Source organism: Streptococcus sp. FDAARGOS_522 (genome assembly GCF_003812445.1).
In the GTDB taxonomy this organism is placed as follows: domain Bacteria; phylum Bacillota; class Bacilli; order Lactobacillales; family Streptococcaceae; genus Streptococcus; species Streptococcus agalactiae.
This window is the reverse complement of the sequence record NZ_CP033808.1, coordinates 1,244,042-1,269,218: the sequence shown is the minus strand read 5'-3', so window position 1 is coordinate 1,269,218 and position 25,177 is coordinate 1,244,042. Positions and strand designations below refer to the sequence as shown.

23 protein-coding genes are annotated in these 25,177 nt (G+C 35.5%); 18 read left to right on the top strand and 5 right to left on the bottom strand.

Going from position 1 to position 25,177, the window contains the following annotated elements; translation table 11 throughout:
• Nucleotides 1–13: 13 nt before the first annotated feature.
• The 4 genes from EGX70_RS06350 to EGX70_RS06335 all read right to left on the bottom strand — a co-directional run bounded on the left by EGX70_RS06350 (nucleotide 14) and on the right by EGX70_RS06335 (nucleotide 3,109).
• Entirely contained in the window at nucleotides 14–1,111 is a 1,098-nt protein-coding gene (locus tag EGX70_RS06350) for an ABC transporter permease (protein ID WP_001219926.1), read from the bottom strand.
• A gap of 2 nt (nucleotides 1,112–1,113) precedes the next feature.
• Nucleotides 1,114–1,830: an ABC transporter ATP-binding protein gene (locus tag EGX70_RS06345; RefSeq protein ID WP_000755579.1), complete on the bottom strand. Its 717-nt coding sequence runs from the start codon at nucleotides 1,828–1,830 to the stop codon at nucleotides 1,114–1,116.
• A gap of 263 nt (nucleotides 1,831–2,093) precedes the next feature.
• Nucleotides 2,094–2,777 carry a hypothetical protein gene (locus tag EGX70_RS06340; protein WP_000359380.1) on the bottom strand — a complete coding sequence of 228 codons (684 nt, stop codon included), beginning with the start codon at nucleotides 2,775–2,777 and terminating at the stop codon, nucleotides 2,094–2,096.
• A gap of 20 nt (nucleotides 2,778–2,797) precedes the next feature.
• Complete coding sequence (locus EGX70_RS06335) at nucleotides 2,798–3,109, bottom strand: PadR family transcriptional regulator (RefSeq protein ID WP_000613124.1); 312 nt, start codon at nucleotides 3,107–3,109, stop codon at nucleotides 2,798–2,800.
• A gap of 191 nt (nucleotides 3,110–3,300) precedes the next feature.
• Between EGX70_RS06335 and EGX70_RS06330 the strand changes: the two genes are divergently transcribed.
• The 17 genes from EGX70_RS06330 (at nucleotide 3,301) to EGX70_RS06250 (ending at nucleotide 22,638) form a co-directional block, all read left to right on the top strand.
• A complete protein-coding gene (locus EGX70_RS06330) occupies nucleotides 3,301–4,008 on the top strand; it encodes a hypothetical protein (RefSeq protein ID WP_000687001.1) in 708 nt (235 codons plus the stop codon).
• Between the two features lie 277 nt (nucleotides 4,009–4,285).
• Nucleotides 4,286–5,434: an N-acetylglucosamine-6-phosphate deacetylase gene (nagA, locus tag EGX70_RS06325; protein ID WP_000170470.1), complete on the top strand. Its 1,149-nt coding sequence runs from the start codon at nucleotides 4,286–4,288 to the stop codon at nucleotides 5,432–5,434.
• Between the two features lie 118 nt (nucleotides 5,435–5,552).
• Entirely contained in the window at nucleotides 5,553–6,095 is a 543-nt protein-coding gene (locus tag EGX70_RS06320; RefSeq protein WP_000022339.1) for an isoprenylcysteine carboxyl methyltransferase family protein, read from the top strand.
• Between the two features lie 312 nt (nucleotides 6,096–6,407).
• Entirely contained in the window at nucleotides 6,408–7,322 is a 915-nt protein-coding gene (gene glyQ, locus EGX70_RS06315; protein ID WP_000038755.1) for a glycine--tRNA ligase subunit alpha, read from the top strand.
• Entirely contained in the window at nucleotides 7,322–7,963 is a 642-nt protein-coding gene (locus EGX70_RS06310) for an FMN-dependent NADH-azoreductase (protein ID WP_001094121.1), read from the top strand. Before glyQ ends, EGX70_RS06310 begins: the two co-directional genes overlap by 1 nt.
• Before the next feature lie 3 nt (nucleotides 7,964–7,966).
• A complete protein-coding gene (glyS, locus tag EGX70_RS06305; protein ID WP_123948014.1) occupies nucleotides 7,967–10,006 on the top strand; it encodes a glycine--tRNA ligase subunit beta in 2,040 nt (679 codons plus the stop codon).
• A gap of 11 nt (nucleotides 10,007–10,017) precedes the next feature.
• Complete coding sequence (locus EGX70_RS06300) at nucleotides 10,018–10,275, top strand: DUF896 family protein (protein WP_123948012.1); 258 nt, start codon at nucleotides 10,018–10,020, stop codon at nucleotides 10,273–10,275.
• A gap of 88 nt (nucleotides 10,276–10,363) precedes the next feature.
• Complete coding sequence (locus EGX70_RS06295) at nucleotides 10,364–10,627, top strand: DUF1294 domain-containing protein (protein ID WP_000571501.1); 264 nt, start codon at nucleotides 10,364–10,366, stop codon at nucleotides 10,625–10,627.
• A gap of 114 nt (nucleotides 10,628–10,741) precedes the next feature.
• On the top strand, nucleotides 10,742–12,250 hold the full coding sequence (gene glpK, locus EGX70_RS06290) for a glycerol kinase GlpK (RefSeq protein ID WP_000093527.1): 1,509 nt from the start codon (nucleotides 10,742–10,744) through the stop codon (nucleotides 12,248–12,250).
• A gap of 12 nt (nucleotides 12,251–12,262) precedes the next feature.
• Entirely contained in the window at nucleotides 12,263–14,092 is a 1,830-nt protein-coding gene (glpO, locus tag EGX70_RS06285; RefSeq protein WP_000396084.1) for a type 1 glycerol-3-phosphate oxidase, read from the top strand.
• Between the two features lie 11 nt (nucleotides 14,093–14,103).
• The gene (locus EGX70_RS06280; protein WP_000350764.1) at nucleotides 14,104–14,802 is read left to right on the top strand and encodes an MIP/aquaporin family protein; all 699 of its coding nucleotides are present in this window, start codon (nucleotides 14,104–14,106) and stop codon (nucleotides 14,800–14,802) included.
• An 87-nt stretch (nucleotides 14,803–14,889) separates the two neighbouring features.
• Complete coding sequence (locus EGX70_RS06275) at nucleotides 14,890–16,227, top strand: FAD/NAD(P)-binding oxidoreductase (protein WP_000137253.1); 1,338 nt, start codon at nucleotides 14,890–14,892, stop codon at nucleotides 16,225–16,227.
• Nucleotides 16,218–17,648, top strand: coding sequence for a helix-turn-helix domain-containing protein (locus EGX70_RS06270; protein WP_001217283.1), 1,431 nt, complete (start codon nucleotides 16,218–16,220; stop codon nucleotides 17,646–17,648). The genes EGX70_RS06275 and EGX70_RS06270 overlap by 10 nt, the downstream gene beginning before the upstream one ends.
• A 124-nt stretch (nucleotides 17,649–17,772) precedes the next feature.
• On the top strand, nucleotides 17,773–19,758 hold the full coding sequence (gene tkt / locus EGX70_RS06265) for a transketolase (protein WP_000141866.1): 1,986 nt from the start codon (nucleotides 17,773–17,775) through the stop codon (nucleotides 19,756–19,758).
• A 212-nt stretch (nucleotides 19,759–19,970) separates the two neighbouring features.
• Nucleotides 19,971–20,276, top strand: a complete 306-nt coding sequence (locus EGX70_RS06260; RefSeq protein WP_000711207.1) for a bacteriocin immunity protein — start codon at nucleotides 19,971–19,973, stop codon at nucleotides 20,274–20,276.
• A gap of 19 nt (nucleotides 20,277–20,295) precedes the next feature.
• Nucleotides 20,296–21,030 (top strand): ABC transporter ATP-binding protein, encoded by a 735-nt coding sequence (locus EGX70_RS06255; RefSeq protein ID WP_029140698.1) that lies wholly within the window; start codon nucleotides 20,296–20,298, stop codon nucleotides 21,028–21,030.
• Nucleotides 21,031–21,033: 3 nt separating this feature from the next.
• Nucleotides 21,034–22,638 carry an ABC transporter permease gene (locus tag EGX70_RS06250; RefSeq protein WP_001104587.1) on the top strand — a complete coding sequence of 535 codons (1,605 nt, stop codon included), beginning with the start codon at nucleotides 21,034–21,036 and terminating at the stop codon, nucleotides 22,636–22,638.
• A 207-nt stretch (nucleotides 22,639–22,845) separates the two neighbouring features.
• On the opposite strand, the gene EGX70_RS06245 is transcribed toward EGX70_RS06250, so the two are convergent.
• Complete coding sequence (locus EGX70_RS06245; RefSeq protein WP_001865878.1) at nucleotides 22,846–24,231, bottom strand: PTS transporter subunit EIIC; 1,386 nt, start codon at nucleotides 24,229–24,231, stop codon at nucleotides 22,846–22,848.
• Between the two features lie 140 nt (nucleotides 24,232–24,371).
• On the opposite strand from EGX70_RS06245, the gene proB reads away from it, so the two are divergent.
• The gene (gene proB, locus EGX70_RS06240; RefSeq protein ID WP_000820352.1) at nucleotides 24,372–25,175 is read left to right on the top strand and encodes a glutamate 5-kinase; all 804 of its coding nucleotides are present in this window, start codon (nucleotides 24,372–24,374) and stop codon (nucleotides 25,173–25,175) included.
• Nucleotides 25,176–25,177: the final 2 nt, after the last annotated feature.

Genomic DNA, 25,177 nt, shown 5'->3' with positions numbered 1-25,177 from the left:
TTTTCAAATGGTATTATACTTTACGGTATCGTTTTAGTCCAAAGATATTTGCGATGGTTAAAATAATTAAAAATAGAAGAAGTACCAGAAGATTTGAAGAAACGTTAGGTAATCCTTGACCGTACATAATTATTTTTGTAAGTGCATCACCAGAGTAGGAGAGCGGTAGAATTTTACCGACTGTCTGAGCCCAACTTGCCATATTTTCTAGAGGGATTATTCCTGAAAAGAATAATTGAGGCATTATAATTAAGGGAATAAATTGCATCATTTGAAATTCTGATTTTGCTAGAGTAGACATTAAGATTCCTAATGATAAGGCAACCAGAGCCAAAATAAAATTGACAATGATGACACTAAAAATACTACCTACAACTTGAATATCTAGTAGCCAAATAGTTGATAAAACGATAACTATCGTTTGAATAATTGCTAGAATGCCGTATGATAACATATATCCAAATACAATATCACTACGTTTAACAGGAGTTGCAAGGAGTCGATCAAGTGTACCAGAAGTACGCTCTTTTAATAAAGCCATTCCAGAAATTAAAAAAACAAAGAAGAAGACCATAAATCCCATTAGTATTGGTATCATTTTTGCAAAAAAGCCTGTATTTTTATTTCCGTAATTATATTTTTCTTTGATATATTTGGAGCGAGTTTGTAAGGATTGTGCTAGTTTCGGATTCTTATTAGCTAAAATTTTAACTTGCGAAATCAGTTCCTTACTGTTCATTGTATTAACAGCGGTTTTAAAAGCTTGTCTTGTTAAAGTCGTCTTTGAAGAATCTGTATTCGCATAGAAGACAGTATAAGATTTATTGTCCTCCGAAATAAGAGCATCAATTTTATTTGATTTGAGTGCTTTTTTAGCAGATGAGTTAAATTTAAATGATCTCACTTGAATATGCTTAATATTATCTAAATTTGAAACGACCTTCGTGTTAACGTTAATAGTTCCAATCTTAACTTTTGTATTACTATTCGCAGAAAACATAACATTCATCAAAAACATAATTAAAATAGGTGCTAAAAACATCATAGCAAGTGTTCTTTTATCACGAAACAGTTCTTTTATAACCTTTTCAGTTATTGCAATAATTCTCATGATTATTCTCCTTCAGCTTTTAAGAAAACTTCCTCAATAGTACTCACATTAAATTGTTTTTTTAAATGTAATGGAGTATCAAAGGCAATAATGTTTCCACGTAATAGTAGTGCAACCTTACTTGTTAATTCTGCTTCATCCATAACGTGGGTTGTAATAAAGATAGAACGTCCTTCATCCTTAATATTAATTAGCTCTTGCCAGATTTTTCTCCTCAAGGATGGATCAATTCCAACGGTAGGTTCATCTAGGATTAAAACTGTGGGGTTTCCAAGTAGGGCGATGGCTAGAGAAAGCCGTCTTTTCATACCTCCTGAGTAACCTGAGACAAATTTATCAAGTTGGTTTTCTAGATCTACTACTTTAGAAATATGAGTTATCTGCTGTTTTAATTCAGTTTTTTGAATACCTTTCATTTTTCCAAAGAATAATAAATTTTCTAAGCCAGTTAAAGACTCGTATAAGGCATCAGATTGAGCCATATAGCCAATTTGATTTAAAATATTACGATCTGGCATTTGAGTATCAAGAACAAGAGCTGTTCCCTTATCTGCTTTTTCCATGCCAAGCATAGTTTTAATCAAGGTAGATTTCCCTGCTCCAGAGGGTCCTATTAATCCAATTATTTCGCCTTTAAACACCTCCAAATTAATATTATTTAAAACGGTTTCTGAGGCATATGCTTTTTGTAGTTTTTTTAAATCGATGACTTTTTTCATGATAACTTTTTGCTCCTCTCTCAGTGAGTGAGTGTTTACTCACTTATTTGATATCATATATTATAGTGTGTAAAGACAGGCTTGTCAATAAAAGAATTGACAGGAAGTTAATATACCATAATAGTCAATAAAATGGCTTATTTGAGATAACTAATTTTTTATCTTAAAAATCAGTTGCATGGAGAGCATTCGTGAAAATGGGCACAGAATAAAACGACTAAGAATATCCTTGTCGTTTTATTTTTTATATAGTTATACCTCTTTTAAAATTCAATATAATAATGTTTATTCAGGTATTTTTTAACAATGATATGAAGAGAGAAGCTAAGTCCCAGTATAATTAAATAAATCCAAAGGGGGATATTAATGAAAGGAAGATGATAATATTTTCCTATAAGGATATAAGCTATGATAAGCGAAAGAATTAGAAATATATATCGAAAGAAATATTTCTTTTCTTTCGATTTATCGAAGTTATATGTAGCATATATTATGGTATCAGCTATCTTGACAGCAATAATACTGATAAAGATTGCAAAAAGAACATCTAATAGAGTAATAGGGATTAGATCTGGTACTGACTGTTGAAGTGCTTCAGTAATGAGATATCCTCCTAAAAAGATAATCATTTGGATAGTTAGTAGTAAAATGGCTAAATCCCAACGTTGTAATGTTTCTTCTTTCTTAGAGATTTTAGGTGTAGATTTAATAACTTGGTTTATAAAGTCATGCCTATCTTCTCCAAATACACTAACTAAACTTGCTTGTCGCTCTTGTGCTTCTAATAACATATTGACAATATCATTTCGAATGAGCTCCTGATGGTAGGGGCTAATGCTAGCACCTCGCAAATAGACAATCATATCTGTATAGGTTTGGTTATTAGAGTTATCAATTCTTCCTTCTAATAGCGTATTTTCTTTTTGTAATTTTTTCAGTTTATCCATGCTAGTTTCCTCTCCAATTTTTAGAGTAGTTTGTTTAATGCTTTACTAAGTGACTCCCAATTCTGTTTAAATTGGGCTAATTGCTCCACGCCTTCATTGGTTAACGTATAATATTTACGCTTAGGTCCTTGAGGGGAAGGCTTTTGTTGTCCTTTTATATATTTATTGCTTTGTAGCCTTAAGATAATGGGGTAGATTGTCCCTTCGGAAATTTCTCCAAAACCATAAGAATTTAATTTTTTTGAGATTTCATAAGCATAAGTCTCCTCTTGCTGTATGATTTTTAGGATAGCTCCTTCAAGTAATCCTTTTAGCATTTGCGATGGAATCATATTATATCCTTGTCTATATTGTAATACAAGTTACTGGTATAGCTACATTGTAATACAAAGTAGTTGAGATGTCAAATATAACTAAGTTACCGGTAGAAAATAAGAGTGATAGACGATGATTCTTCTAAAATAGGTTTGTTTATGTCCTTTAGTTTATGTTATAATAATGTGAAGAAACTTTAGGAGTGAGTATGAAAATAGATAAAAAAGAACTTTTAGCACTTATTGCTAGTATTATTTTATTAATTTTTGCTTCTGTTACGTTTTTCTTATTTAAAGATCATGGCACTACTCAAATGGATACTGTAGAAAGCAGTGTTAACCATGTCAGTGATTCTCAATTAACTGAGGCACAAGATATGTTAGATAAATTTGAGAAGAAACCTTCAGAAAAATTATTGAAGGATGTCGAACTTGCTTTAAATAAATTGTCCAATTCTTCTAAAAAAGAAGCTTTGCAAAAACGTTTTAAGAAAGCAAAAGATAAGTATCTTAAAGACGAAGCAGATAAGAAAGCTACCAAAGATGCTACAGATTTAGTAGAAATTCTAGAACAAGCCCCTTCAGAAGAAAATGTGTTAAAAGCTGAAGCAGCAGTCAATAAGTTAACTGTCAAAGAATCTAAAGAAGCTTTACAAAAACGTATTGATACTGTTAAGACACAATATGGTTTGATTGGGAATCAAACTCCCTCTAGTTCAGTAGCTGAAACTACAGAACAAGGGACAGCTAATCCTGCTAGTCAGGATACTTCTAGTTACGTTAATCAGAATGTAGCACCAACTTATGAGCAACCGCAAGCGAATAATACACCAGTTACTCCAGGGGTTAACAATACTGTTCCGACTCCAGGAACTGGTACTGTACCTGCTACTAATGGGACAGGTGTTGCTCAGTAAAATCCTGAAAGTCTAGTTTTACTAGACTTTTTTGCTATGCTTTTTAATTAGCCATTCTCATCAAAAACTATAAGAGAATTAGCAATTGATAGTTTTGAAGAAGGAAAAGAATTATGAGCAACAGCAATTAAAACCTTAAAAATACAACCAAGTGAAGTGGTTTATAACAAGTGTACAGTTCTTTCTTAGAATAAACCATGACTTGTCAAAAAATAGGTATATACCATTTACAAAAATACCTTAAAGCGTTATAATGAGAGTGAATGGGGGGAAGAAGATGACGAAGTACATCAAGGCTGACCGATTCTTTTATGCTGATCATGTAAAGGAAAACGGTTATTTAGAAATAAAAGATAATCACTTTGGTAAATGGATAGAAAATATTTCTGGACAAGAGGAGATTTTAGATTATTCAGGTTATCAAATAGCACCTGGTTTAGTTGATACACATATTCATGGTTTTGCTGGCGCTGATGTTATGGATTGTGATTCAGAAGGAATTTTGCGAATGAGTGCTGGCTTACTATCTACTGGAGTCACATCTTTCTTGCCGACAACCCTAACTTCAGATACAAAGCGACTAGAAGAGGCGTCTAAATCAGTTGCGGCAGTAGCGGGCAAAGAACAAGGAGCAAAAATTCAAGGCATCTATTTTGAGGGACCATATTTTACTGAGGAATATAAAGGAGCTCAAAATCCGATTTATATGAGAAATCCAAACTTGGAAGAGTTTGCTCAATGGCAGAAGGCTGCAAAAGGCTTGATTACAAAAATTGCTTTGGCACCAGAACGTGAGGGAGTTGAGGAATTTGTCTCAGCAATCACAAAGCAAGGTGTTACGGTAGCTTTAGGTCATTCTAATGGGACATATAAAGAAGCTAAAAAGGCAGTGAAGGCGGGTGCCTCAGTTTGGGTACATGCGTATAATGGTATGCGTGGTTTGACACACCGAGAACCAGGTATGGTTGGTGCGGTTTATAATTTACCTAATACCTATGCCGAACTCATTTGCGATGGTCATCACGTTGATCCTGTTGCTTGTGACATTTTAATGACACAAAAAGGCCATAATCATGTGGCATTAATAACAGATTGTATGGCAGCTGGAGGTGCCCCTGATGGAGATTATATGTTAGGGGAATTGCCCGTGGTTGTGTCTAATGGAACTGCGCGTTTGAAAGATGGAGGTAATTTAGCTGGTTCTATTCTTAAGCTCAAAGATGGATTAAAAAATGTTGTAGAATGGGGAATTGCTACTCCGGAAGAGGCAGTGCGTATGGCGAGTTATGTTCCGGCAGTGTCTGTAGGCATTGATAATGTCTGTGGACAGATAAAAGAAGGTTATGCAGCGGATTTTATTGTATTAGATAAACATCTAGATTTAGTTGCAACATACCTTGATGGGGAAAAACGTTGGCAATCTTGAAAGAACTAGTTTTTACTAGTTCTTTTTAATTTATTAATTTTTAATGAAATATAGTTTGACAATAAAACTATTTTTTCTTATAATGTTGTAATATAATACAAAACAATAGGAGTTTACAATGTCAATTATTATTGGGTTAATGGCCGCTATGTTTATTATTCGTTTAGCTTATTTAAAGCTATCTATAGCTAATGAAAAGGCCTTAAGAAAAAATGGTGCTAAAGAATATGGTGTAGGTGTTTCAAAAGCAATCACAGTTCTTCATATTATCATTTATTTTTCATCTGTAACTGAGGCTATTCTAACAAAAGCAAGTTTTAATTTTGTTAGCGTAATCGGGCTTAGCTTGATGATTTTTTCTGTGTTTATGTTACATACAGTAACACGTTTACTTGGTCGTATTTGGACAGTGAAATTAATGGTAGATAAAAATCATCAATTTGTAGATCACTGGTTATTTAGGGTTGTTAAGCATCCTAACTATTTCTTAAATATTGCTCCTGAACTTTTAGGTGTAACTTTATTGTGTCATGCTAAATACACAGCATTATTTGTCTTGCCAATTTATGCTTTTGTTATTTATTTAAGAATTCGTGAAGAAAACTTATTATTAAAAACGATCATTATTCCAAATGGAATCAAAAAGTCTAGGGTATATTAAGAATAAGATAAATAGTAGACATAAAAGTCATTTTTTGTTATACTGTCTCAGTAAGAAGAGGTGTTCATCAGCTGTTTTTTTAGCGAGCTCAAGGTAGTGAAAGTTGGGTAGAATAGGATGAATATTGGCACTTTTTAGTGAGTAAAAGTACAATCAAAAATGAAGTAATAAATTAGGGTGGAACCGCGTCTTTGACGCCCCTGTGCTGTTGGGCATAGGTGGTGTAGGACGTGGTTTTTATCATTTGTCCGTTTTAAGTCAATTGTTGTCACCTTCCCAACAGCTGTAATAAAGTGTGAAAGAAGGAAAATGATGTCTAAGAAATTAACTTTTCAAGAAATTATTCTAACTTTACAACAGTTTTGGAATGACCAAGGCTGTATGTTAATGCAAGCTTATGATAATGAGAAAGGAGCAGGGACAATGAGCCCTTATACTTTCTTACGTGCTATAGGCCCTGAGCCTTGGAATGCTGCATACGTTGAACCATCACGTCGTCCAGCTGACGGCCGCTATGGCGAAAATCCAAACCGTCTTTACCAACATCATCAATTTCAAGTGGTAATGAAGCCTTCGCCGTCAAATATTCAAGAACTTTATTTGAAGTCTTTGGAATTACTAGGTATCAATCCACTTGAGCATGATATCCGTTTTGTTGAAGATAACTGGGAAAATCCATCTACAGGTTCAGCTGGATTAGGTTGGGAAGTTTGGCTTGATGGAATGGAAATAACACAATTTACTTATTTCCAACAAGTAGGTGGACTTCAAACAGGTCCTGTAACTTCTGAAGTTACTTATGGACTAGAGCGTTTAGCCTCTTATATTCAAGAGGTAGATTCTGTTTATGATATTGAGTGGGCACCAGGTGTTAAATATGGTGAAATCTTTACTCAGCCAGAGTATGAGCATTCAAAATATTCATTTGAGATATCAGACCAAGTAATGTTACTTGAAAACTTTGAGAAATTTGAAAGAGAAGCAAAACGTGCTTTAGAAGAAGGACTTGTTCATCCAGCTTATGACTACGTCCTTAAATGTTCACACACCTTTAATTTATTAGATGCACGTGGAGCAGTATCTGTTACTGAGCGTGCAGGCTATATTGCACGTATCCGGAATTTAGCACGTGTTGTTGCTAAAACCTTTGTTGCCGAACGTAAAAAACTTGGTTTCCCACTTTTGGATGAGGAAACTCGTATCAAATTACTTGCTGAGGAAGACTAATGAACACACTCATTGTTTATAGTCATCCTGATTTTTCGAATCCGTACTCATTTACAACTATTCTACAAGAAAAGTTTATTGAACTTTATAATGAGCATTTTCCTAACCATCAGTTATCTATTTTAAATTTATATGATTGTGTTTTGCCAGAAATTACGAAAGAAGTACTACTTTCGATTTGGTCTAAACAAAGAAAGGGTTTGGAATTAACAGCCGATGAGATTGTTCAAGCTAAAATCTCTAAAGATTTACTTGAACAGTTTAAGTCACATCACCGTATTGTCTTTGTTTCTCCAATGCACAATTACAATGTGACTGCTAGAGCAAAAACTTATATTGATAATATTTTTATTGCAGGTGAGACTTTCAAGTACACTGAAAATGGTTCAGTCGGATTAATGACAGATGACTATCGTCTGCTTATGTTAGAATCTGCGGGTTCTATTTATTCTAAAGGACAGTATAGTCCATATGAATTTCCTGTTCATTATTTAAAAGCTATCTTTAAAGATTTTATGGCTTTTGATGATTTCTGTGTTGTTCGTGCAGAAGGTACCGATATTTTAGATAGGCAAGTTGTTCTTGATAAGATGAATCAGGATTTAAGAGAAGCATTTGAAGCGTTTTACAGTAAGGAGTAGGAAATGACTAAAGATTTATTATTGGAGCTTGGCCTTGAAGAGTTGCCAGCTTATGTTGTGACACCGAGTGAGAAGCAATTGGGCCAAAAAATGGTCAAGTTTTTAGAGGATCATCGTTTATCATTTGAAACTGTTCAAACTTTTTCAACTCCACGTCGTTTGGCTGTTCGTGTGAAAGGATTGGCAGACCAGCAGACAGATTTAACAGAAGATTTCAAGGGTCCTTCTAAGAAAATTGCTTTGGATGCAGAAGGGAATTTTTCTAAAGCAGCCCAAGGTTTTGTTCGCGGAAAAGGTTTAAGTGTTGATGATATCGAATTTCGTGAAGTTAAGGGAGAAGAATATGTTTATGTCACTAAGCATGAAACTGGAAAAAGTGCGATTGATGTTTTAGCGAGTGTGACAGAGGTATTAACAGAATTGACTTTCCCAGTGAACATGCATTGGGCAAATAATAGTTTTGAATATATTCGTCCAGTTCACACTTTAGTGGTATTATTAGATGATCAAGCCTTAGAGCTAGACTTCCTTGATATTCATTCAGGGCGTATTAGTCGAGGACACCGTTTCTTGGGTTCTGACACTGAAATTTCATCTGCCAGTTCGTATGAAGATGACTTGCGACAACAATTTGTTATTGCTGATGCAAAAGAACGCCAGCAAATGATTGTTAATCAAATTCATGCTATCGAAGAAAGGAAAAATATTTCAGTTGAAATTGACGAAGATTTACTAAATGAAGTGCTTAATTTAGTTGAGTATCCGACAGCATTCTTGGGTTCTTTTGACGAGAAATACCTTGATGTACCTGAAGAAGTTTTAGTCACTTCAATGAAAAATCATCAACGCTATTTTGTTGTTCGCGACAGGGATGGAAAATTGTTACCAAACTTTATTTCTGTGCGTAATGGAAATGCTGAGCATATCGAAAATGTTATAAAAGGTAATGAAAAAGTTTTAGTGGCTCGTCTTGAAGATGGTGAATTCTTCTGGCAAGAAGATCAGAAACTTAATATTGCAGATTTAGTTGAGAAATTAAAACAAGTAACTTTCCATGAAAAAATTGGTTCACTTTATGAACATATGGATCGTGTAAAAGTTATTTCACAATATTTGGCTGAGAAGGCAGATCTTTCTGATGAAGAAAAATTAGCTGTGCTTCGAGCTGCAAGTATTTATAAATTTGACCTCTTAACTGGAATGGTTGATGAGTTTGATGAATTACAAGGTATTATGGGTGAGAAATATGCCTTACTTGCAGGGGAACAGCCCGCAGTAGCAGCAGCGATACGTGAACATTATATGCCGACATCTGCAGATGGAGAGCTTCCAGAAACCAGAGTTGGTGCAATTCTAGCTTTAGCTGATAAATTTGACACCTTACTTTCATTCTTCTCAGTTGGTTTGATTCCAAGTGGTTCAAATGATCCATATGCTCTTCGTCGAGCTACTCAGGGGATTGTCCGTATTTTGGAAGCTTTTGGTTGGGATATCCCACTTGATGAATTAGTAACTAACCTTTATGGTCTATCGTTTGCTAGTTTAGATTATGCTAATCAAAAAGAGGTCATGGCCTTTATTTCAGCTCGTATTGAAAAGATGATTGGCTCTAAGGTCCCTAAAGATATTCGAGAAGCCGTTTTAGAATCAGACACTTATATTGTTAGCCTTATTCTAGAAGCTAGTCAAGCATTGGTGCAAAAGAGCAAGGATGCTCAATATAAAGTTTCCGTTGAAAGTTTGTCACGTGCATTTAATTTAGCTGAAAAAGTTACTCATTCTGTATTGGTGGACTCTTCATTGTTTGAAAATAATCAAGAGAAGGCGCTATATCAAGCTATTTTGTCACTTGAACTGACTGAGGATATGCATGACAACTTAGATAAGCTTTTCGCACTTAGTCCAATTATTAATGATTTCTTTGATAATACAATGGTAATGACAGATGATGAAAAAATGAAACAAAATCGTCTGGCTTTACTCAATAGCCTTGTTGCAAAGGCAAGAACAGTCGCTGCTTTTAACTTATTAAACACAAAATAAGGAGGCATTTTATGGATCCTAAAAAAATTGCTCGTATTAACGAGCTTTCAAAAAGGAAAAAAACAGTTGGATTGACCGGAGAAGAGAAGGTTGAACAAGCAAAGCTCCGTGAAGAGTATATTGAAGGTTTCCGCCGATCAGTCCGTCACCACGTTGAAGGAATTAAATTAGTGGATGATGAGGGCAATGATGTTACCCCGGAAAAACTTCGTCAAGTCCAGAGAGAAAAAGGACTACATGGTCGTAGTTTGGATGATCCAAATTCTTAATGGTGAGACAATTTTAGATTAAAGTCAACACTTGGGTGGGGCAAAAGATAATCTTTGTCTCGCCTTTTTTATTAGGAAGGAAAAAATAATGATTGAATTACTATTAGCATTACTGTTATGGAATATTTTAGTATTTGCAACCTATGCTATTGATAAAAGGCGTGCAATTAGAGGGGCATGGCGTATTAGTGAGAAAACATTGATGATAGAGAGTTTATTATTAGGGGGATTTGGTGCATTCCTAGGTGGAGAAGTTTTTCGTCATAAAACGACTAAATGGTATTTCAGACTAGTTTGGTATATCGGAATGATTATTGATTTAGCTATTATTTGGCTAATTTGGTGTTATTGATGATATCTTATCAAAAATTTTAGGAGCATATTAAATTTTTGATAGTGCAGGATAGACTGATTTAGGTATAATAGAATTACAAAAAGAAAACGCTTACTTTCAAGGAGGAAGTTTATGTCTTCAGAAGAAAAATACATTATGGCGATTGACCAGGGAACAACAAGCTCTCGAGCAATTATTTTTAATAAAAAAGGTGAAAAAATTGCGAGTAGCCAAAAAGAATTTCCCCAAATTTTTCCTCAAGCAGGCTGGGTAGAGCATAATGCTAATCAGATTTGGAATTCTGTTCAATCTGTCATTGCTGGAGCTTTTATTGAATCAAGCATCAAACCTGGACAGATAGAGGCTATTGGGATTACCAATCAACGTGAAACAACTGTTGTTTGGGATAAAAAAACAGGTCTTCCAATTTATAATGCTATTGTATGGCAATCGCGACAAACAGCCCCGATTGCTGATCAATTGAAGCAAGAAGGTCATACTAACATGATTCATGAAAAAACTGGTCTTGTCATTGATGCTTACTTCTCAGCAACAAAAGTTCGTTGGATTTTAGACCACGTTCCTGGAGCACAGGAACGTGCTGAAAAAGGAGAGTTGCTTTTTGGAACAATTGATACTTGGTTAGTTTGGAAGTTAACTGATGGTCTCGTCCATGTTACAGACTATTCAAATGCTGCTCGTACGATGCTTTATAATATTAAAGAACTTAAATGGGATGATGAAATTTTAGAGTTACTAAATATTCCTAAAGCAATGTTACCAGAAGTAAAATCTAATTCTGAAGTTTATGGGAAAACTACTCCATTCCATTTTTACGGTGGAGAGGTGCCAATTTCTGGTATGGCTGGTGACCAACAGGCAGCATTATTTGGACAGTTGGCCTTTGAACCTGGTATGGTAAAAAACACTTATGGTACAGGTTCCTTCATTATCATGAATACGGGCGAAGAGATGCAACTGTCTCAAAATAATCTATTAACAACGATTGGTTACGGCATTAATGGTAAGGTTCATTATGCACTTGAAGGATCAATCTTCATTGCAGGAAGCGCTATTCAATGGTTACGTGATGGTCTTAGAATGATTGAAACGTCAAGTGAGTCAGAAGGCCTTGCTCAATCATCAACAAGTGACGATGAGGTTTATGTGGTTCCAGCTTTTACAGGTTTGGGTGCACCGTATTGGGATTCAAATGCTAGAGGGTCAGTATTTGGATTAACTCGTGGGACAAGTAAAGAAGATTTTGTTAAAGCTACACTTCAGTCAATTGCTTATCAAGTACGAGACGTTATTGACACTATGCAAGTTGATTCAGGAATTGATATCCAACAACTTCGTGTAGATGGTGGAGCTGCAATGAATAATTTATTAATGCAATTCCAAGCGGATATTTTAGGGATTGATATTGCTCGTGCGAAGAACCTTGAAACTACTGCCTTGGGTGCAGCTTTCTTAGCCGGACTTTCAGTTGGCTATTGGGAAAGTATGGATGAACTAAAAGAACTGAACGCAACAGGACAACTTTTCCAAGCAACAATGAATGAGTCTCGAAAAGAAAAACTGTATAAAGGGTGGAGAAAAGCTGTCAAAGCGACACAAGTATTTGCTCAAGAGGATTAAGGGGGTGTAGAGATGGAATTTTCACGAGAAACACGACGTTTAGCCTTACAAAGAATGCAAGATCGTACTCTGGATTTACTTATCATAGGTGGGGGTATCACAGGCGCTGGTGTCGCTTTACAAGCAGCAGCTAGTGGATTAGATACTGGACTTATTGAAATGCAAGATTTTGCAGAAGGGACAAGTAGTCGCTCAACAAAATTGGTCCATGGTGGTCTTCGTTACTTGAAGCAATTTGATGTAGAAGTTGTTTCTGATACAGTATCAGAGCGTGCAGTCGTGCAGCAAATTGCACCACACATTCCTAAGCCAGATCCAATGCTTTTACCGGTTTACGATGAGCCGGGTTCTACTTTTAGTATGTTTCGCCTTAAAGTGGCTATGGATTTATATGATTTATTAGCAGGTGTGACAAACACACCCGCAGCCAATAAAGTTTTAAGCGCAGAAGATGTTCTTAAGCGTGAGCCTGATTTACAAAAAGAAGGTTTGCTAGGCGGAGGGGTCTATTTAGATTTCCGTAATAACGATGCACGCCTAGTGATTGAAAATATTAAACGCGCTAATAGGGATGGAGCTTATATTGCCAGTCATGTCAAAGCTGAGGACTTCTTATTTGATGACAACAATCAAATTATAGGAGTACGTGCGCGTGATTTGTTGACTGACCAAGTTATCGATATAAAAGCTAGGCTTGTTATTAATACAACTGGACCTTGGAGTGACACCGTTCGCAACTTCTCCAATGAAGGTAAACAAATTCATCAATTACGTCCAACTAAGGGAGTTCACTTAGTTGTAGATCGCCAAAAATTAAATATTTCTCAACCTGTTTATGTTGATACAGGCCTGAATGATGGTCGCATGATTTTTGTTTTGCCACGTGAAGATAAGACTTATTTTGGAACTACAGATACTGATTACCATGGAGACTTAGAACATCCTACGGTAACTAAAGAAGATGTTGACTACCTCCTTAATATTGTAAACAAACGCTTCCCAGAAGCAGAGCTTACTATTGATGATATTGAGAGTTCATGGGCAGGTTTGCGTCCACTACTATCAGGGAATAGTGCCTCTGACTATAATGGAGGAAATAGTGGAAAACTAAGCGATGAAAGTTTTGAAGAATTAATTGATTCCGTTAAAGATTATATTGCACATAAAAATCATCGTGAGGATGTTGAAAAAGCTATTTCTCATGTAGAATCTAGTACTTCTGAAAAAGAATTGGACCCATCAGCTGTTTCTCGAGGATCAAGTTTTGAGCGTGATGATAATGGCCTATTAACACTTGCTGGTGGTAAAATTACTGATTATCGAAAAATGGCAGAAGGTGCCATGGAAACTATTATTAACATTTTGGATAAAGAATATAATCGCAAGTTTAAACTAATCAATTCTAAAACCTATCCTGTTTCAGGAGGAGAGATTAACCCATCTAATGTTGATTCTGAAATTGAAGCTTATGCTCAATTGGGCACACTAAGTGGTTTAAGTATTGAGGATGCACGTTATATTGCTAACCTTTATGGGTCAAATGCACCAAAATTATTTGCATTGACACGCCAAATTACAGAAGCAGAAGGTCTGAGCTTGGTAGAAACGTTGTCACTTCACTATGCTATGGATTATGAAATGGCGCTTAGCCCAACGGATTTCTTCTTAAGACGTACGAACCATATGCTTTTCATGAGAGATAATTTAGATTCTTTGATTCAGCCTGTTATTGATGAGATGGCTAAACATTATCAATGGTCTGATCAAGACAAAACTTTCTATGAAGAAGAATTACATGAGACTCTAAAAGACAATGACTTGGCAGCTTTGAAGGATAATTGAAGGAGATAATAATGGATATTTTTGGAGAATTCTTAGGAACAGCTCTCTTAGTCTTACTTGGTAATGGTGTTGTAGCAGGTGTTGTTTTGCCTAAAACGAAGAATCATAATTCTGGATGGATTGTTATCACATTTGGATGGGGACTTGCTGTAGCTATTGCAGCGTTGGTATCTGGCAATATTAGCCCTGCCCACTTGAATCCAGCTGTGTCATTAGCTTTTGCGATCAAAGGTGATTTAGCTTGGGGAACAGCTATTCTTTATATGATTGCACAGATTATTGGTGCAATGCTAGGTTCACTTCTTGTTTATTTGCAATTTAGACCCCATTATGAGGCTGCAGAAAATAGAGCAGACATCCTTGGAACTTTTGCAACTGGTCCGGCTTTGAAGGATAATTTTTCCAATTTTTTAAGTGAAGTATTGGGAACACTTGTTCTTGTACTTACTATTTTTGCCATCGGAAAATACAATATGCCTCCAGGAGTTGGTACGATGAGTGTTGGTATGTTAGTGGTTGGGATTGGTCTATCGCTCGGTGGAACAACAGGTTATGCTATTAATCCTGCACGTGATTTTGGTCCTCGTTTATTGCATGCCTTGTTACCGATGAAGAACAAAGGTGATTCTGATTGGACTTATTCATGGATTCCGATAGTAGGACCTATGGTAGGAGCTATTTTAGCAGCCTTACTATTTGCTATGATGTAAGAGATTTTTGATGCTGAGACCGACTTTATGGTCTCAGTTTTTTGTTACCGTTTTCAAAAATAACTTCTTTTGTTATAATAAGTAATTATGACAGAAAAATATGTAAATAAAGTAATTGTCATTTTAGGAGCTTCTTTTGCTGGTATGACTTGTGCGCAGAAATTACGCCAATTAAATCCTAATTGGGATATCGTTTTGATTGATAAAGAAATTCATCCAGATTATGTTCCAAATGGCTTAAATTGGTATTATCGTCACGAAATTAGTGGTTTAAATCAGGCCATGTGGCAGACAGAAGAAGAGCAACGGTTGCAGAATATACGCTGTCTATTTGGTCTAAAAGTTGAGAAAATTAATAAAGAAGATAGGGAATTAATGTTATCAGATGGTTCTTCTGTCTATTATGATCAATTGATTTGTGCCATGGGCTCCCAAGCAGAATCAACTTATATTGATGGGGCTGATGCGCAAGGTGTTTTAACAACAAAAACTTATGCAACTAGTCAAAATGCTAAGCAGGTATTAGATAAAAGTCATAAGGTAGCAGTTGTTGGGGCAGGTATCATCGGTTTAGATATTGCTTATAGTTTACATGAATCAGGGAAGGCGGTCACTTTGTTAGAAGCTCAAGAAAGACCAGACTTCAGGCATACAGATCCTGATATGTCCCTTCCTTTACTTGATGCGATGGCTGAATCAAAACTACATTTTTTCCAAAATCAAAAGGTTGAGAAAATTACTGTAACCCGAGAAGAAAAACTTTGTTTGCGAACGCTAACAGGAGACACCTTTACAGTTGATGCTGTCATATTAGCTGTTAATTTTCGTCCGGATAGTCGTCTTTTAACTGGGTTGGTTGATTTAAGTGTTGATAATAGTGTTGTTGTAAATGATTATTTCCAAACGAGTGACCCTAATATCTATGCTATTGGCGATTTGATTTGGTCGTATTTTAAAGGTCTTAATAGTGCTTATTATATGCCCTTAATTAACCAAGCAATCCGTTCGGCACAAATGTTGGCATACCATTTATCGGGACATGCTGTTCCAAAATTAAAAATAACACGCGCTACAGGATCTAAACACTTTGGCTATTATAGAGCTAACATTGGATTAACTGAATTGGAAGCTGGTTTTTACGAGGATACCGTTAGTGTTACTTATTTCCCTAAAGAACAGTATGATTTAAGGATAAAATTGATTGCTAACCAAAAAACGGGCCATTTATTGGGGGCTCAATTAATCTCAAAGGAAAATTGTTTGGCTACTGCCAATCAGCTTGTTCAAGCTATATCGTGTGATATGACAGATTTTGATCTGGCTTTTCAAGATTTCATTTATACAGCTAGAGAATCTGAGATGGCTTATATGTTGCATCAAGCAGCTATCAACCTTTATGAAAAGAGGATTGGGCTATGCGAATAGAAGCTCTAATGGAAAAAGAAAGGCGTGTTCAATATCGGCTACTTTCTTTTTTAAGAGGCTCTCCTCAGGCAATAGCACTGAAGTTAGCTTTATTAGAAACTGGTTTAAGTCGAGCAACTTTGCTTAAATATATCAATAATCTTAATAGCTACTTTGAACAAGAAAAAGTTAATTGTCGAATCGTTTATTATAAGGATAAGTTATTTTTAGAAGAGGATTATAACTTATCCAATCAAGAAGTGTTGAAAGCTCTGATGAAAGATAGTATTAAATACACTATCTTAATATCTTTATTTAATCAGCGTCAGTTCACAATCGTTGGTCTTTCTCAAGAATTGATGGTTAGTGAGGCTACTTTAAATCGTCATCTTGCTCATCTCAATGAATTGTTAGCGGAATTTGATATTGCTATTTCACAAGGAAAACAGATTGGTGATGAATTGCAATGGCGTTATTTTTATTATGAATTATTCAAGCAACTATGGTCTTATGACAAGTGCCAAAATATGATAAAGAAATTAGACTTAGACTCATTAATTCTATTAATAGAGCGCTTGGCTCAACATACTTTAACTCGAGAAGCTCATCAAAATCTGGGACTTTGGTTTAGTATTTGTCATCATCGTCTCCTTGCTATGGAAAAAATATCTGATAATCTCAAGCCTATTGTGAAACATTATCAATGTAATGCTTTTTATAAACGGTTAGACGCAGCCTTAGTTTTGTATATGAGTCGTTTTGCTCTTGAGTATAGGGAAGGAGAAGTTCTGGCAACTTTTGCTTTTCTACATTCACAAAATATTTTACCAATCAATACAATGGAATACATCATGGGATTTGGAGGCCCGATTATTGATTGTGTAACCGAAACAATCATCTACTTTAAAAAGGAGAGTATTTTAGCTGACGAGACATCAGATCAGGTTATTTACCAACTTGGTCAGTTATATAGCCATTATTATTTCTTTAAAGGTCATATTTTAGTTGAACAACCTGATTTAGAACAAACGTATCGACTTATTGATCATAATATGAGGGATAAGTTGCATCATATTTCAAAGAAGATTATTGCAAATGTTAATCGAATTAGACCTTTAACAGAAGATGGTTGTTCTTTGCTGACTTTACATTTGTTGGAATTGCTTATTTTCTCGAAAAATAGTCAAAAAATGCCCTTTAGGATTGGTCTAGATATGACAGGTAATGCTGTGGAACAGTCATTGTTGGAATATCGCATTCGACAACATTTCTCTGGTAATAATTCTATTCAAGTCGAACCTTATGACGAAGGAAAGGGATTTGATATGGTTATTTATCAGAGTCACTCAAGACCTTATAAAGCCAAACTAACCTATTGCCTTAATAAAGGTGCTTCAGAGCGAGAACTACAGGAAATAGATTCACTTATTTATGACAATTAATCCCATTACTTAATTGAATGGTTTTAATCCCTCCAGAAATTGTTAAAACGTTTACGTATTTTATGTTATAATATCAAAGACGAACAATTTTAAATTTAGTTGTTAAAAACAGAAAGGTTTTATCATGACATTTGACACCATTGATCAATTAGCGGTTAATACAGTCCGCACGCTTTCTATTGATGCTATCCAAGCAGCAAATTCTGGGCACCCAGGTCTTCCTATGGGAGCTGCGCCTATGGCTTATGTGCTTTGGAATAAATTCTTAAATGTAAACCCAAAAACAAGTCGCAATTGGACAAACCGTGACCGTTTTGTGCTATCAGCTGGGCATGGTTCAGCTCTTCTTTATAGCCTACTTCATTTAGCTGGCTATGATTTATCAATTGATGATTTAAAACAATTTCGCCAATGGGGATCAAAAACACCTGGACATCCAGAAGTTAACCATACTGATGGTGTAGAAGCAACAACTGGACCTTTAGGGCAAGGTATTGCTAATGCTGTTGGTATGGCAATGGCTGAAGCTCATTTGGCTGCTAAATTTAATAAACCAGGCTTTGATTTAGTTGATCATTACACTTATACACTTCATGGTGATGGTTGTTTGATGGAGGGTGTTAGCCAAGAAGCTGCCAGTCTTGCTGGACACTTAAAACTTGGTAAATTGGTCCTTCTTTATGATTCAAATGATATCTCACTTGATGGTCCAACATCTCAATCATTTACAGAAGATGTTAAAGGACGTTTTGAATCATATGGTTGGCAACATATCTTAGTTAAAGATGGTAATGATTTAGAAGCGATTGCTGCAGCAATTGAAGCTGCTAAAGCTGAAACTGATAAACCAACCATTATTGAAGTTAAAACTATTATTGGATTTGGCGCAGAGAAACAGGGAACATCTTCAGTTCATGGAGCGCCACTTGGTGCAGAAGGTATTACTTTTGCCAAGAAGGCTTATGGATGGGAATATCCAGACTTTACTGTTCCTGCTGAAGTTGCAGATCGATTTGCCTCAGATCTTCAAGCGCGTGGTGCGAAGGCAGAAGAGGCATGGAATGATCTTTTTGCTAAATATGAAGTTGAGTATCCAGAATTAGCAACTGAATACAAAGAAGCTTTTGCTGGCCAAGCTGAGACAGTTGAACTGAAAGCTCATGACCTAGGTTCATCAGTGGCTAGTCGTGTTTCAAGCCAACAAGCTATTCAACAATTATCGACTCAATTACCGAACCTCTGGGGAGGGTCAGCAGACCTCTCAGCTTCTAATAACACAATGGTAGCAGCAGAAACAGATTTCCAAGCAAGTAACTACGCTGGGCGTAATATTTGGTTTGGTGTACGTGAATTTGCAATGGCTGCTGCAATGAATGGAATTGCGCTTCACGGTGGGACTCGTGTTTATGGGGGTACGTTCTTTGTCTTCTCAAACTACTTGTTACCAGCAGTACGTATGGCTGCACTTCAAAACTTGCCAACTGTCTATGTTATGACACATGATTCTATTGCTGTTGGAGAAGATGGGCCAACTCATGAGCCAATAGAACAATTAGCATCAGTGCGCTCAATGCCTAATTTGAACGTTATCCGTCCCGCAGACGGTAATGAAACAAACGCTGCATGGCAACGAGCTGTATCAGAGACAGATCGACCAACGATGCTTGTTTTAACACGTCAAAACTTACCAGTTCTTGAAGGAACATCAGAATTAGCCCAAGAAGGGGTTAATAAAGGTGCTTATATTTTATCAGAAGCTAAAGGTGAACTTGATGGTATCATCATTGCAACAGGTTCAGAAGTTAAATTAGCTTTAGATACTCAAGACAAACTTGAGTCAGAGGGCATCCATGTTCGCGTCGTATCTATGCCAGCACAAAACATTTTTGATGAACAAGAGGCTTCATATCAAGAGCAAGTGCTTCCATCAGCTGTTACAAAACGTCTTGCTATTGAGGCAGGATCAAGCTTCGGTTGGGGTAAATATGTTGGTTTAAATGGGCTAACACTTACTATTGATACTTGGGGAGCATCAGCACCAGGTAACAGAATTTTCGAAGAGTATGGCTTTACAGTTGAGAATGCTGTATCGCTATATAAAGAACTTTAAGAGCATGAAGAAGTTGGGAAAGATACCTCAACTTCTTTTTTGTAAGATATAGGATGGATTTGAGAATAGTTTTGATAGACTGATAAGTGATGGAAAGCACTCTTTTTTGAAAACGTTTGACAAACATTCCATAGCGCAGTATAATTGATAAAACTATTGTATATATAAAATAATACAACTATTATTAATTATCTTTTTAGAAAGGTTTGTTTATGAAGAAGGAGTGTCGTGATTTTTATCGGCAGATACAGCATACTTACAATGATATATCTGTCCGTGAAGATGCAGTGCTATCATCAATACTATTATCAGCATCGAATGGTTTGATAAAAACTAGCGATGTACCTCGTGTTGCTTATGAGTTAACTCAGCAATTGGAAAATAATGAGATAGAAAAATCTTTCGAGTCATTAGCTACAGTTAAGGAATTGAAAAAATCTGCTAAAAAATTGTCTGAGAGATATGAGCAAAATAAGGTAACAACGGGATTGCTTTCTAAAGTATTTGGAAATCATTAGGAGATAAAAGGAGATTTTTATGATTAAGTTTGAACATGTTTCGAAAGTATACGGAGAAAAAGAAGCTCTCAGTGATTTAACCCTCTCTGTTAAAGATGGTGAGATTTTTGGATTAATAGGTCACAATGGAGCAGGAAAAACAACGACAATTAGTATTCTAACATCTATTATTGATGCAACTTATGGCCAAGTCTATATTGATGACCTACTTTTGACAGAACATCGTGACCAAATTAAGAAAAAAATAGGTTATGTACCGGACTCGCCAGATATTTTCTTAAATTTAACCGCAGAGGAATACTGGTACTTTTTAGCTAAAATTTATGACGTTGCCCCAGAAGATATTGAAGCACGTATCACAAAATTGGTAGACATATTTGAACTAGAGGAGCAACGCTATAATCCTATTGAAAGTTTTTCACATGGTATGCGTCAAAAAGTCATTGTTATAGGTGCCCTTCTTCCAAATCCTGACATTTGGATTCTAGATGAGCCGTTAACTGGTTTAGACCCTCAAGCTTCTTTTGATTTGAAAGAAATGATGAAAGAACATGCTAAAAATGGAAAAACAGTTATTTTTTCAACACATGTCTTAGCAGTTGCAGAACAGTTATGCGACAGAATAGGTATTTTGAAACAAGGGAAATTAATCTTTGTCGGTAGCTTAGGTGAGTTAAAAATGAAATATCTAGATAAAGATTTGGAAACTATCTATTTGGAATTAGCAGGACGTCAAGCTAGTAGGGAGGGATAAAGTATGAATTGGTCACGTATCTGGGAACTCGTAAAAATTAATATCCTTTATTCAAACCCTCAGACTCTATCGGCACTAAGAAAAAAGCAAGAAAAACATCCTAAAAAAGAATTTTCAGCTTATAAATCCATGTTTAGAAATCAGTTATTTCAGATTTTGCTCTTTTCAATAATTTATGTATTTCTCTTTGTATCACTTGATTTTAAAGAATATCCGGGCTACTTCACGTTCTACATTGGTATCTTTACACTAGTATCCATTATCTACTCTTTTATTGCGATGTACAGTGTTTTCTATGAGAGTGACGATGTTAAACAATATGCTTATTTGCCTATTAAATCTGAAGAGCTCTATGTTGCTAAAATTTTTGCAACATTTGGGATGTCTGTAACTTTTCTAATGCCAATCCTAACCTTAATGATTGTGGCTTATTGGCGTATAATAGGTGGCCCACTTGCGGTCCTCCTAGCAATCATAAATTTTGCTATTTTATTTTTATCGGTAACGGTGATTTCATTGTATATTAATAGTTTAATAGGCCGTGCCATTATTCGAAGTGCTAATCGGAAACTTATTTCTACTATATTAATTTCACTAGCTACATTTGGAGCAATAGTTCCCTTATTATTTGTGAATATGACGAGTCAAAAGATGGTACAAGGGAAATTACAAGATATCGCTCCAATCCCTTATGTCAGAGGTTATTATGATATTGTTACAGCGCCATTTAGTATGGAGAGTCTCCTCAACTATTATCTCCCGCTCTTAATCATTTTATTCTTGATAGGTGCTATTTATAAATGGGTTATGCCACGCTACTATCAGGAGTTGTTGTATGGACAGGTCAAGCAGAGAAAAGTCCATCGTCAAATCGATTTTAGTAAACGTGAGTCAATTAATAAAACTCTTGTTAAACACCATTTATCAAGTTTACAAAATGCGACATTATTGACAAATACATTTTTAATGCCACTATTATATCTAGCAATGTTCATTGTTCCAATTTTGAATAATGGTAAAGAGATTGGTCGATTTTTTAATGAAAATTATTTTGGGATAGCTTTTCTAGCAGGAATATTAATAGGTAGTTTATGTGTGATGCCAGCTAGCATTGTAGGGGTAGGTATTTCTTTAGAAAAAAGTAATTTCTACTTTATAAAAAGTTTGCCTATATCATTTTCGTATTTCTTGAAGCATAAATTTGTAACTTTGATAACCTTACAACTTGCAGTTCCTACTTTTATTTATTTCTTGGTAGGATTCTTTCTACTTAAACTATCAATCCTCGTTTTATTGAGCTTCATTTTAGGTCTAGTCTTCATGGGACTTATCGAAGGCCAGTTTATTTATAGACGTGACTATAAACATTTGTTCTTGAATTGGCAAGAGGTTACGCAACTATTTAATAGAGGGTTAGGCCAATGGCTGTTAGTTGGTTCATTGTTTGGAATGATGATAATAGGTAGTTTTCTTATTGGAATAAGTATTTTTTGGTCAATGGTATGGAATACTGTAGCTGTCAATATCATAATCCTTATCATTGGGTTGCTCATATTATCAATTTGCCAATACTTACTGCTAAAAAATTTTTGGAAGAAGCTTGTTTAGTAAAAAGGTTTTAGAAAAATCATACAGTAAGAATAATGCTTAATAACTGAGATAGTTATAGCGGATAAAATAAAGGCTTGTTGTGGACTTTACGGTTGGAAGGCAGCCACTGTAATCCTTTGTTTAATAACGCTAGTTTTAGCTCTAAAATATTTGATTTTTATTGCTATCTATTATATCTTATCAGACAAAGAGACTAGGGATAACCTAGTCTCTTTGTCTGATGCTAACTTGTTTTTCGTAATATTGTGCTAGAATGAATGTCAATATAGCAGTTGTGCTTACAGTAATGATAACTGCAATAAGCATGGTAATAAAAAGATGTGTTGAAGTATGACTGATATAAAGAAACAGACCTGGTAGACCAGAAGAGCCTACAGCGAAGCGGTGAGCGTTCATTATACCGGCATAGAGTCCTCCAAGACCACCACCAATAAGTGAGGCTATTAGAGGATAACGTTTCGGAAGGTTGACACCATATAAGATAGGTTCGGTGATTCCCATATAAGCTGTTATGGCAGCAGGTCCAGCAATTTCTTTAAGTTTTTTTTCTTTTGTTATAAGAGTCACCACTGTACCTGCAGTTGCTTGTGCGATATTTGAGCAGAGCATGCCTGGTCCAAAAATAGAATCAACCCCTAATTTCGCTAGTTGTGTGATTCCTAATGCAGCAATTCCACTATGAACACCAAACATGATTAGGATAGGAGCAAATGCTCCTACTAGAAAAGCAGGTGCCCAACTGGCGTATTTGGATAAAAAAGTAAAAATAACAGCTAAATATTGGCCAGCGATAGTACCCATTGGTCCCAATATAGAGAACGACAAAATTCCCATGCTGAGAAATATTAACATAGGAACAAGCACTAAACGCAGTGATTTAGGAATAATTTGCTTTAAATATTTTTCTATATAAGCCTGAACACAAATAATTAGAATAATGGGAATGACACTTGATGCATAGTTAGTAAGTGTGAATGGGATCGTATGGAATAAGGATACTGGTTTACCAGAAGCTACTAAATTAGCCCAATTAGGGTGAAGGAGCATGACAACAGTTCCCAAAGCTAAAATAGGATTAGCTTTCAATTTTTGAGCAGCTGTGATGGCGATTAAGATAGGTAAAAAATAGAAAACACCATCTGCAAAAAGATTTAGTAATATATATGTTTGAGATGACGGTGTCAAGATTTTGAATACTAGTAATAAAGCTAGCAATGCCTTAATCATACCAGCGCCTGATAAAGCAGGTAAAATCGGTTGGAAAGTCCCAGAAACAAAATCAATAATTCGACTAACTGCTTTGGCTTTTTTGGTTTGTTCTATTTTAGTCGTTGAGTTAGTTTCAATGAGGGAGTTAATTTCTTCAAACACTTTTGCGACATGAGTCCCTATCACTATCTGATGTTGCCCTCCGCTGATAACGACAGTTTTTACCTCTTTTAAAGTTTTTAATTGCTCAAGGTTTACTTTCGTCGGATCATTGAGACTAAAGCGAAGGCGTGTTTGACAATGGTAAACATTGTTAATATTATTTTGTCCACCAAGGTGTTTGATGATATTTTTTGACAAGGTGATGTATTCTCTAGACATAATATCTCCTTAATACTTATAAAACGTTTTCCGATTCTAGATTATAGCATAGTAATAAAAGAAAACACTTGGAAATGCTTGTGAATTTTCAATGATGTTTTCAGATAGCATTTCTAAAGGGCCTATGATATAATTTTTTTATGAAAAGACATTTTGAGACAACTAGAAGAATTGTTATTAAAGTAGGAACCAGTTCCCTCGTACAGACAAGCGGGAAAATTAATTTAAGTAAAATAGACCATTTAGCATTTGTTATTTCTAGTCTTATGAATAGAGGCATGGAGGTGATTTTAGTATCATCTGGTGCTATGGGGTTTGGTTTAGACATTTTGAAAATGGATAAGCGTCCTCAAGAAATATCACAACAACAAGCAGTTTCTAGCGTAGGACAAGTAGCCATGATGAGTCTTTATTCTCAGATATTTTCGCACTATCAAACTCATGTTTCCCAAATTTTATTAACACGTGACGTTGTGGTTTTTCCAGAGAGTTTGCAAAATGTAACAAACTCTTTTGAGAGTCTGCTCTCTATGGGAATTTTGCCAATCGTCAATGAGAATGATGCTGTCAGCGTGGATGAGATGGATCATAAAACGAAGTTTGGGGATAATGACCGTCTCTCTGCTGTCGTTGCTAAAATTACTAAAGCAGATTTATTAATTATGCTGTCAGATATTGATGGTCTTTTTGATAAAAATCCTAATATTTATGATGATGCTGTTTTACGTAGTCATGTTTCTGAAATCACCGATGACATCATCAAGTCAGCTGGAGGAGCAGGAAGTAAATTTGGTACTGGGGGCATGCTTAGTAAAATTAAAAGTGCACAAATGGTGTTTGATAACAATGGACAAATGATATTGATGAATGGCGCCAATCCTCGTGATATTTTAAAGGTGTTAGATGGGCATAATATTGGAACTTATTTTGCTCAAGGAAAGTGAGA

Excerpts from the sequence above, each read along its gene's own strand:
- EGX70_RS06350 (WP_001219926.1), bottom strand. The coding sequence starts at position 1,111 with ATGAGAATTATTGCAATAACTGAAAAGGTTATAAAAGAACTGTTTCGT.
- EGX70_RS06345 (WP_000755579.1), bottom strand. The coding sequence starts at position 1,830 with ATGAAAAAAGTCATCGATTTAAAAAAACTACAAAAAGCATATGCCTCA.
- EGX70_RS06340 (WP_000359380.1), bottom strand. The coding sequence starts at position 2,777 with ATGGATAAACTGAAAAAATTACAAAAAGAAAATACGCTATTAGAAGGA.
- EGX70_RS06335 (WP_000613124.1), bottom strand. The coding sequence starts at position 3,109 with ATGATTCCATCGCAAATGCTAAAAGGATTACTTGAAGGAGCTATCCTA.
- EGX70_RS06330 (WP_000687001.1), top strand. The coding sequence starts at position 3,301 with ATGAAAATAGATAAAAAAGAACTTTTAGCACTTATTGCTAGTATTATT.
- nagA (WP_000170470.1), top strand. The coding sequence starts at position 4,286 with ATGACGAAGTACATCAAGGCTGACCGATTCTTTTATGCTGATCATGTA.
- EGX70_RS06320 (WP_000022339.1), top strand. The coding sequence starts at position 5,553 with ATGTCAATTATTATTGGGTTAATGGCCGCTATGTTTATTATTCGTTTA.
- glyQ (WP_000038755.1), top strand. The coding sequence starts at position 6,408 with ATGTCTAAGAAATTAACTTTTCAAGAAATTATTCTAACTTTACAACAG.
- EGX70_RS06310 (WP_001094121.1), top strand. The coding sequence starts at position 7,322 with ATGAACACACTCATTGTTTATAGTCATCCTGATTTTTCGAATCCGTAC.
- glyS (WP_123948014.1), top strand. The coding sequence starts at position 7,967 with ATGACTAAAGATTTATTATTGGAGCTTGGCCTTGAAGAGTTGCCAGCT.
- EGX70_RS06300 (WP_123948012.1), top strand. The coding sequence starts at position 10,018 with ATGGATCCTAAAAAAATTGCTCGTATTAACGAGCTTTCAAAAAGGAAA.
- EGX70_RS06295 (WP_000571501.1), top strand. The coding sequence starts at position 10,364 with ATGATTGAATTACTATTAGCATTACTGTTATGGAATATTTTAGTATTT.
- glpK (WP_000093527.1), top strand. The coding sequence starts at position 10,742 with ATGTCTTCAGAAGAAAAATACATTATGGCGATTGACCAGGGAACAACA.
- glpO (WP_000396084.1), top strand. The coding sequence starts at position 12,263 with ATGGAATTTTCACGAGAAACACGACGTTTAGCCTTACAAAGAATGCAA.
- EGX70_RS06280 (WP_000350764.1), top strand. The coding sequence starts at position 14,104 with ATGGATATTTTTGGAGAATTCTTAGGAACAGCTCTCTTAGTCTTACTT.
- EGX70_RS06275 (WP_000137253.1), top strand. The coding sequence starts at position 14,890 with ATGACAGAAAAATATGTAAATAAAGTAATTGTCATTTTAGGAGCTTCT.
- EGX70_RS06270 (WP_001217283.1), top strand. The coding sequence starts at position 16,218 with ATGCGAATAGAAGCTCTAATGGAAAAAGAAAGGCGTGTTCAATATCGG.
- tkt (WP_000141866.1), top strand. The coding sequence starts at position 17,773 with ATGACATTTGACACCATTGATCAATTAGCGGTTAATACAGTCCGCACG.
- EGX70_RS06260 (WP_000711207.1), top strand. The coding sequence starts at position 19,971 with ATGAAGAAGGAGTGTCGTGATTTTTATCGGCAGATACAGCATACTTAC.
- EGX70_RS06255 (WP_029140698.1), top strand. The coding sequence starts at position 20,296 with ATGATTAAGTTTGAACATGTTTCGAAAGTATACGGAGAAAAAGAAGCT.
- EGX70_RS06250 (WP_001104587.1), top strand. The coding sequence starts at position 21,034 with ATGAATTGGTCACGTATCTGGGAACTCGTAAAAATTAATATCCTTTAT.
- EGX70_RS06245 (WP_001865878.1), bottom strand. The coding sequence starts at position 24,231 with ATGTCTAGAGAATACATCACCTTGTCAAAAAATATCATCAAACACCTT.
- proB (WP_000820352.1), top strand. The coding sequence starts at position 24,372 with ATGAAAAGACATTTTGAGACAACTAGAAGAATTGTTATTAAAGTAGGA.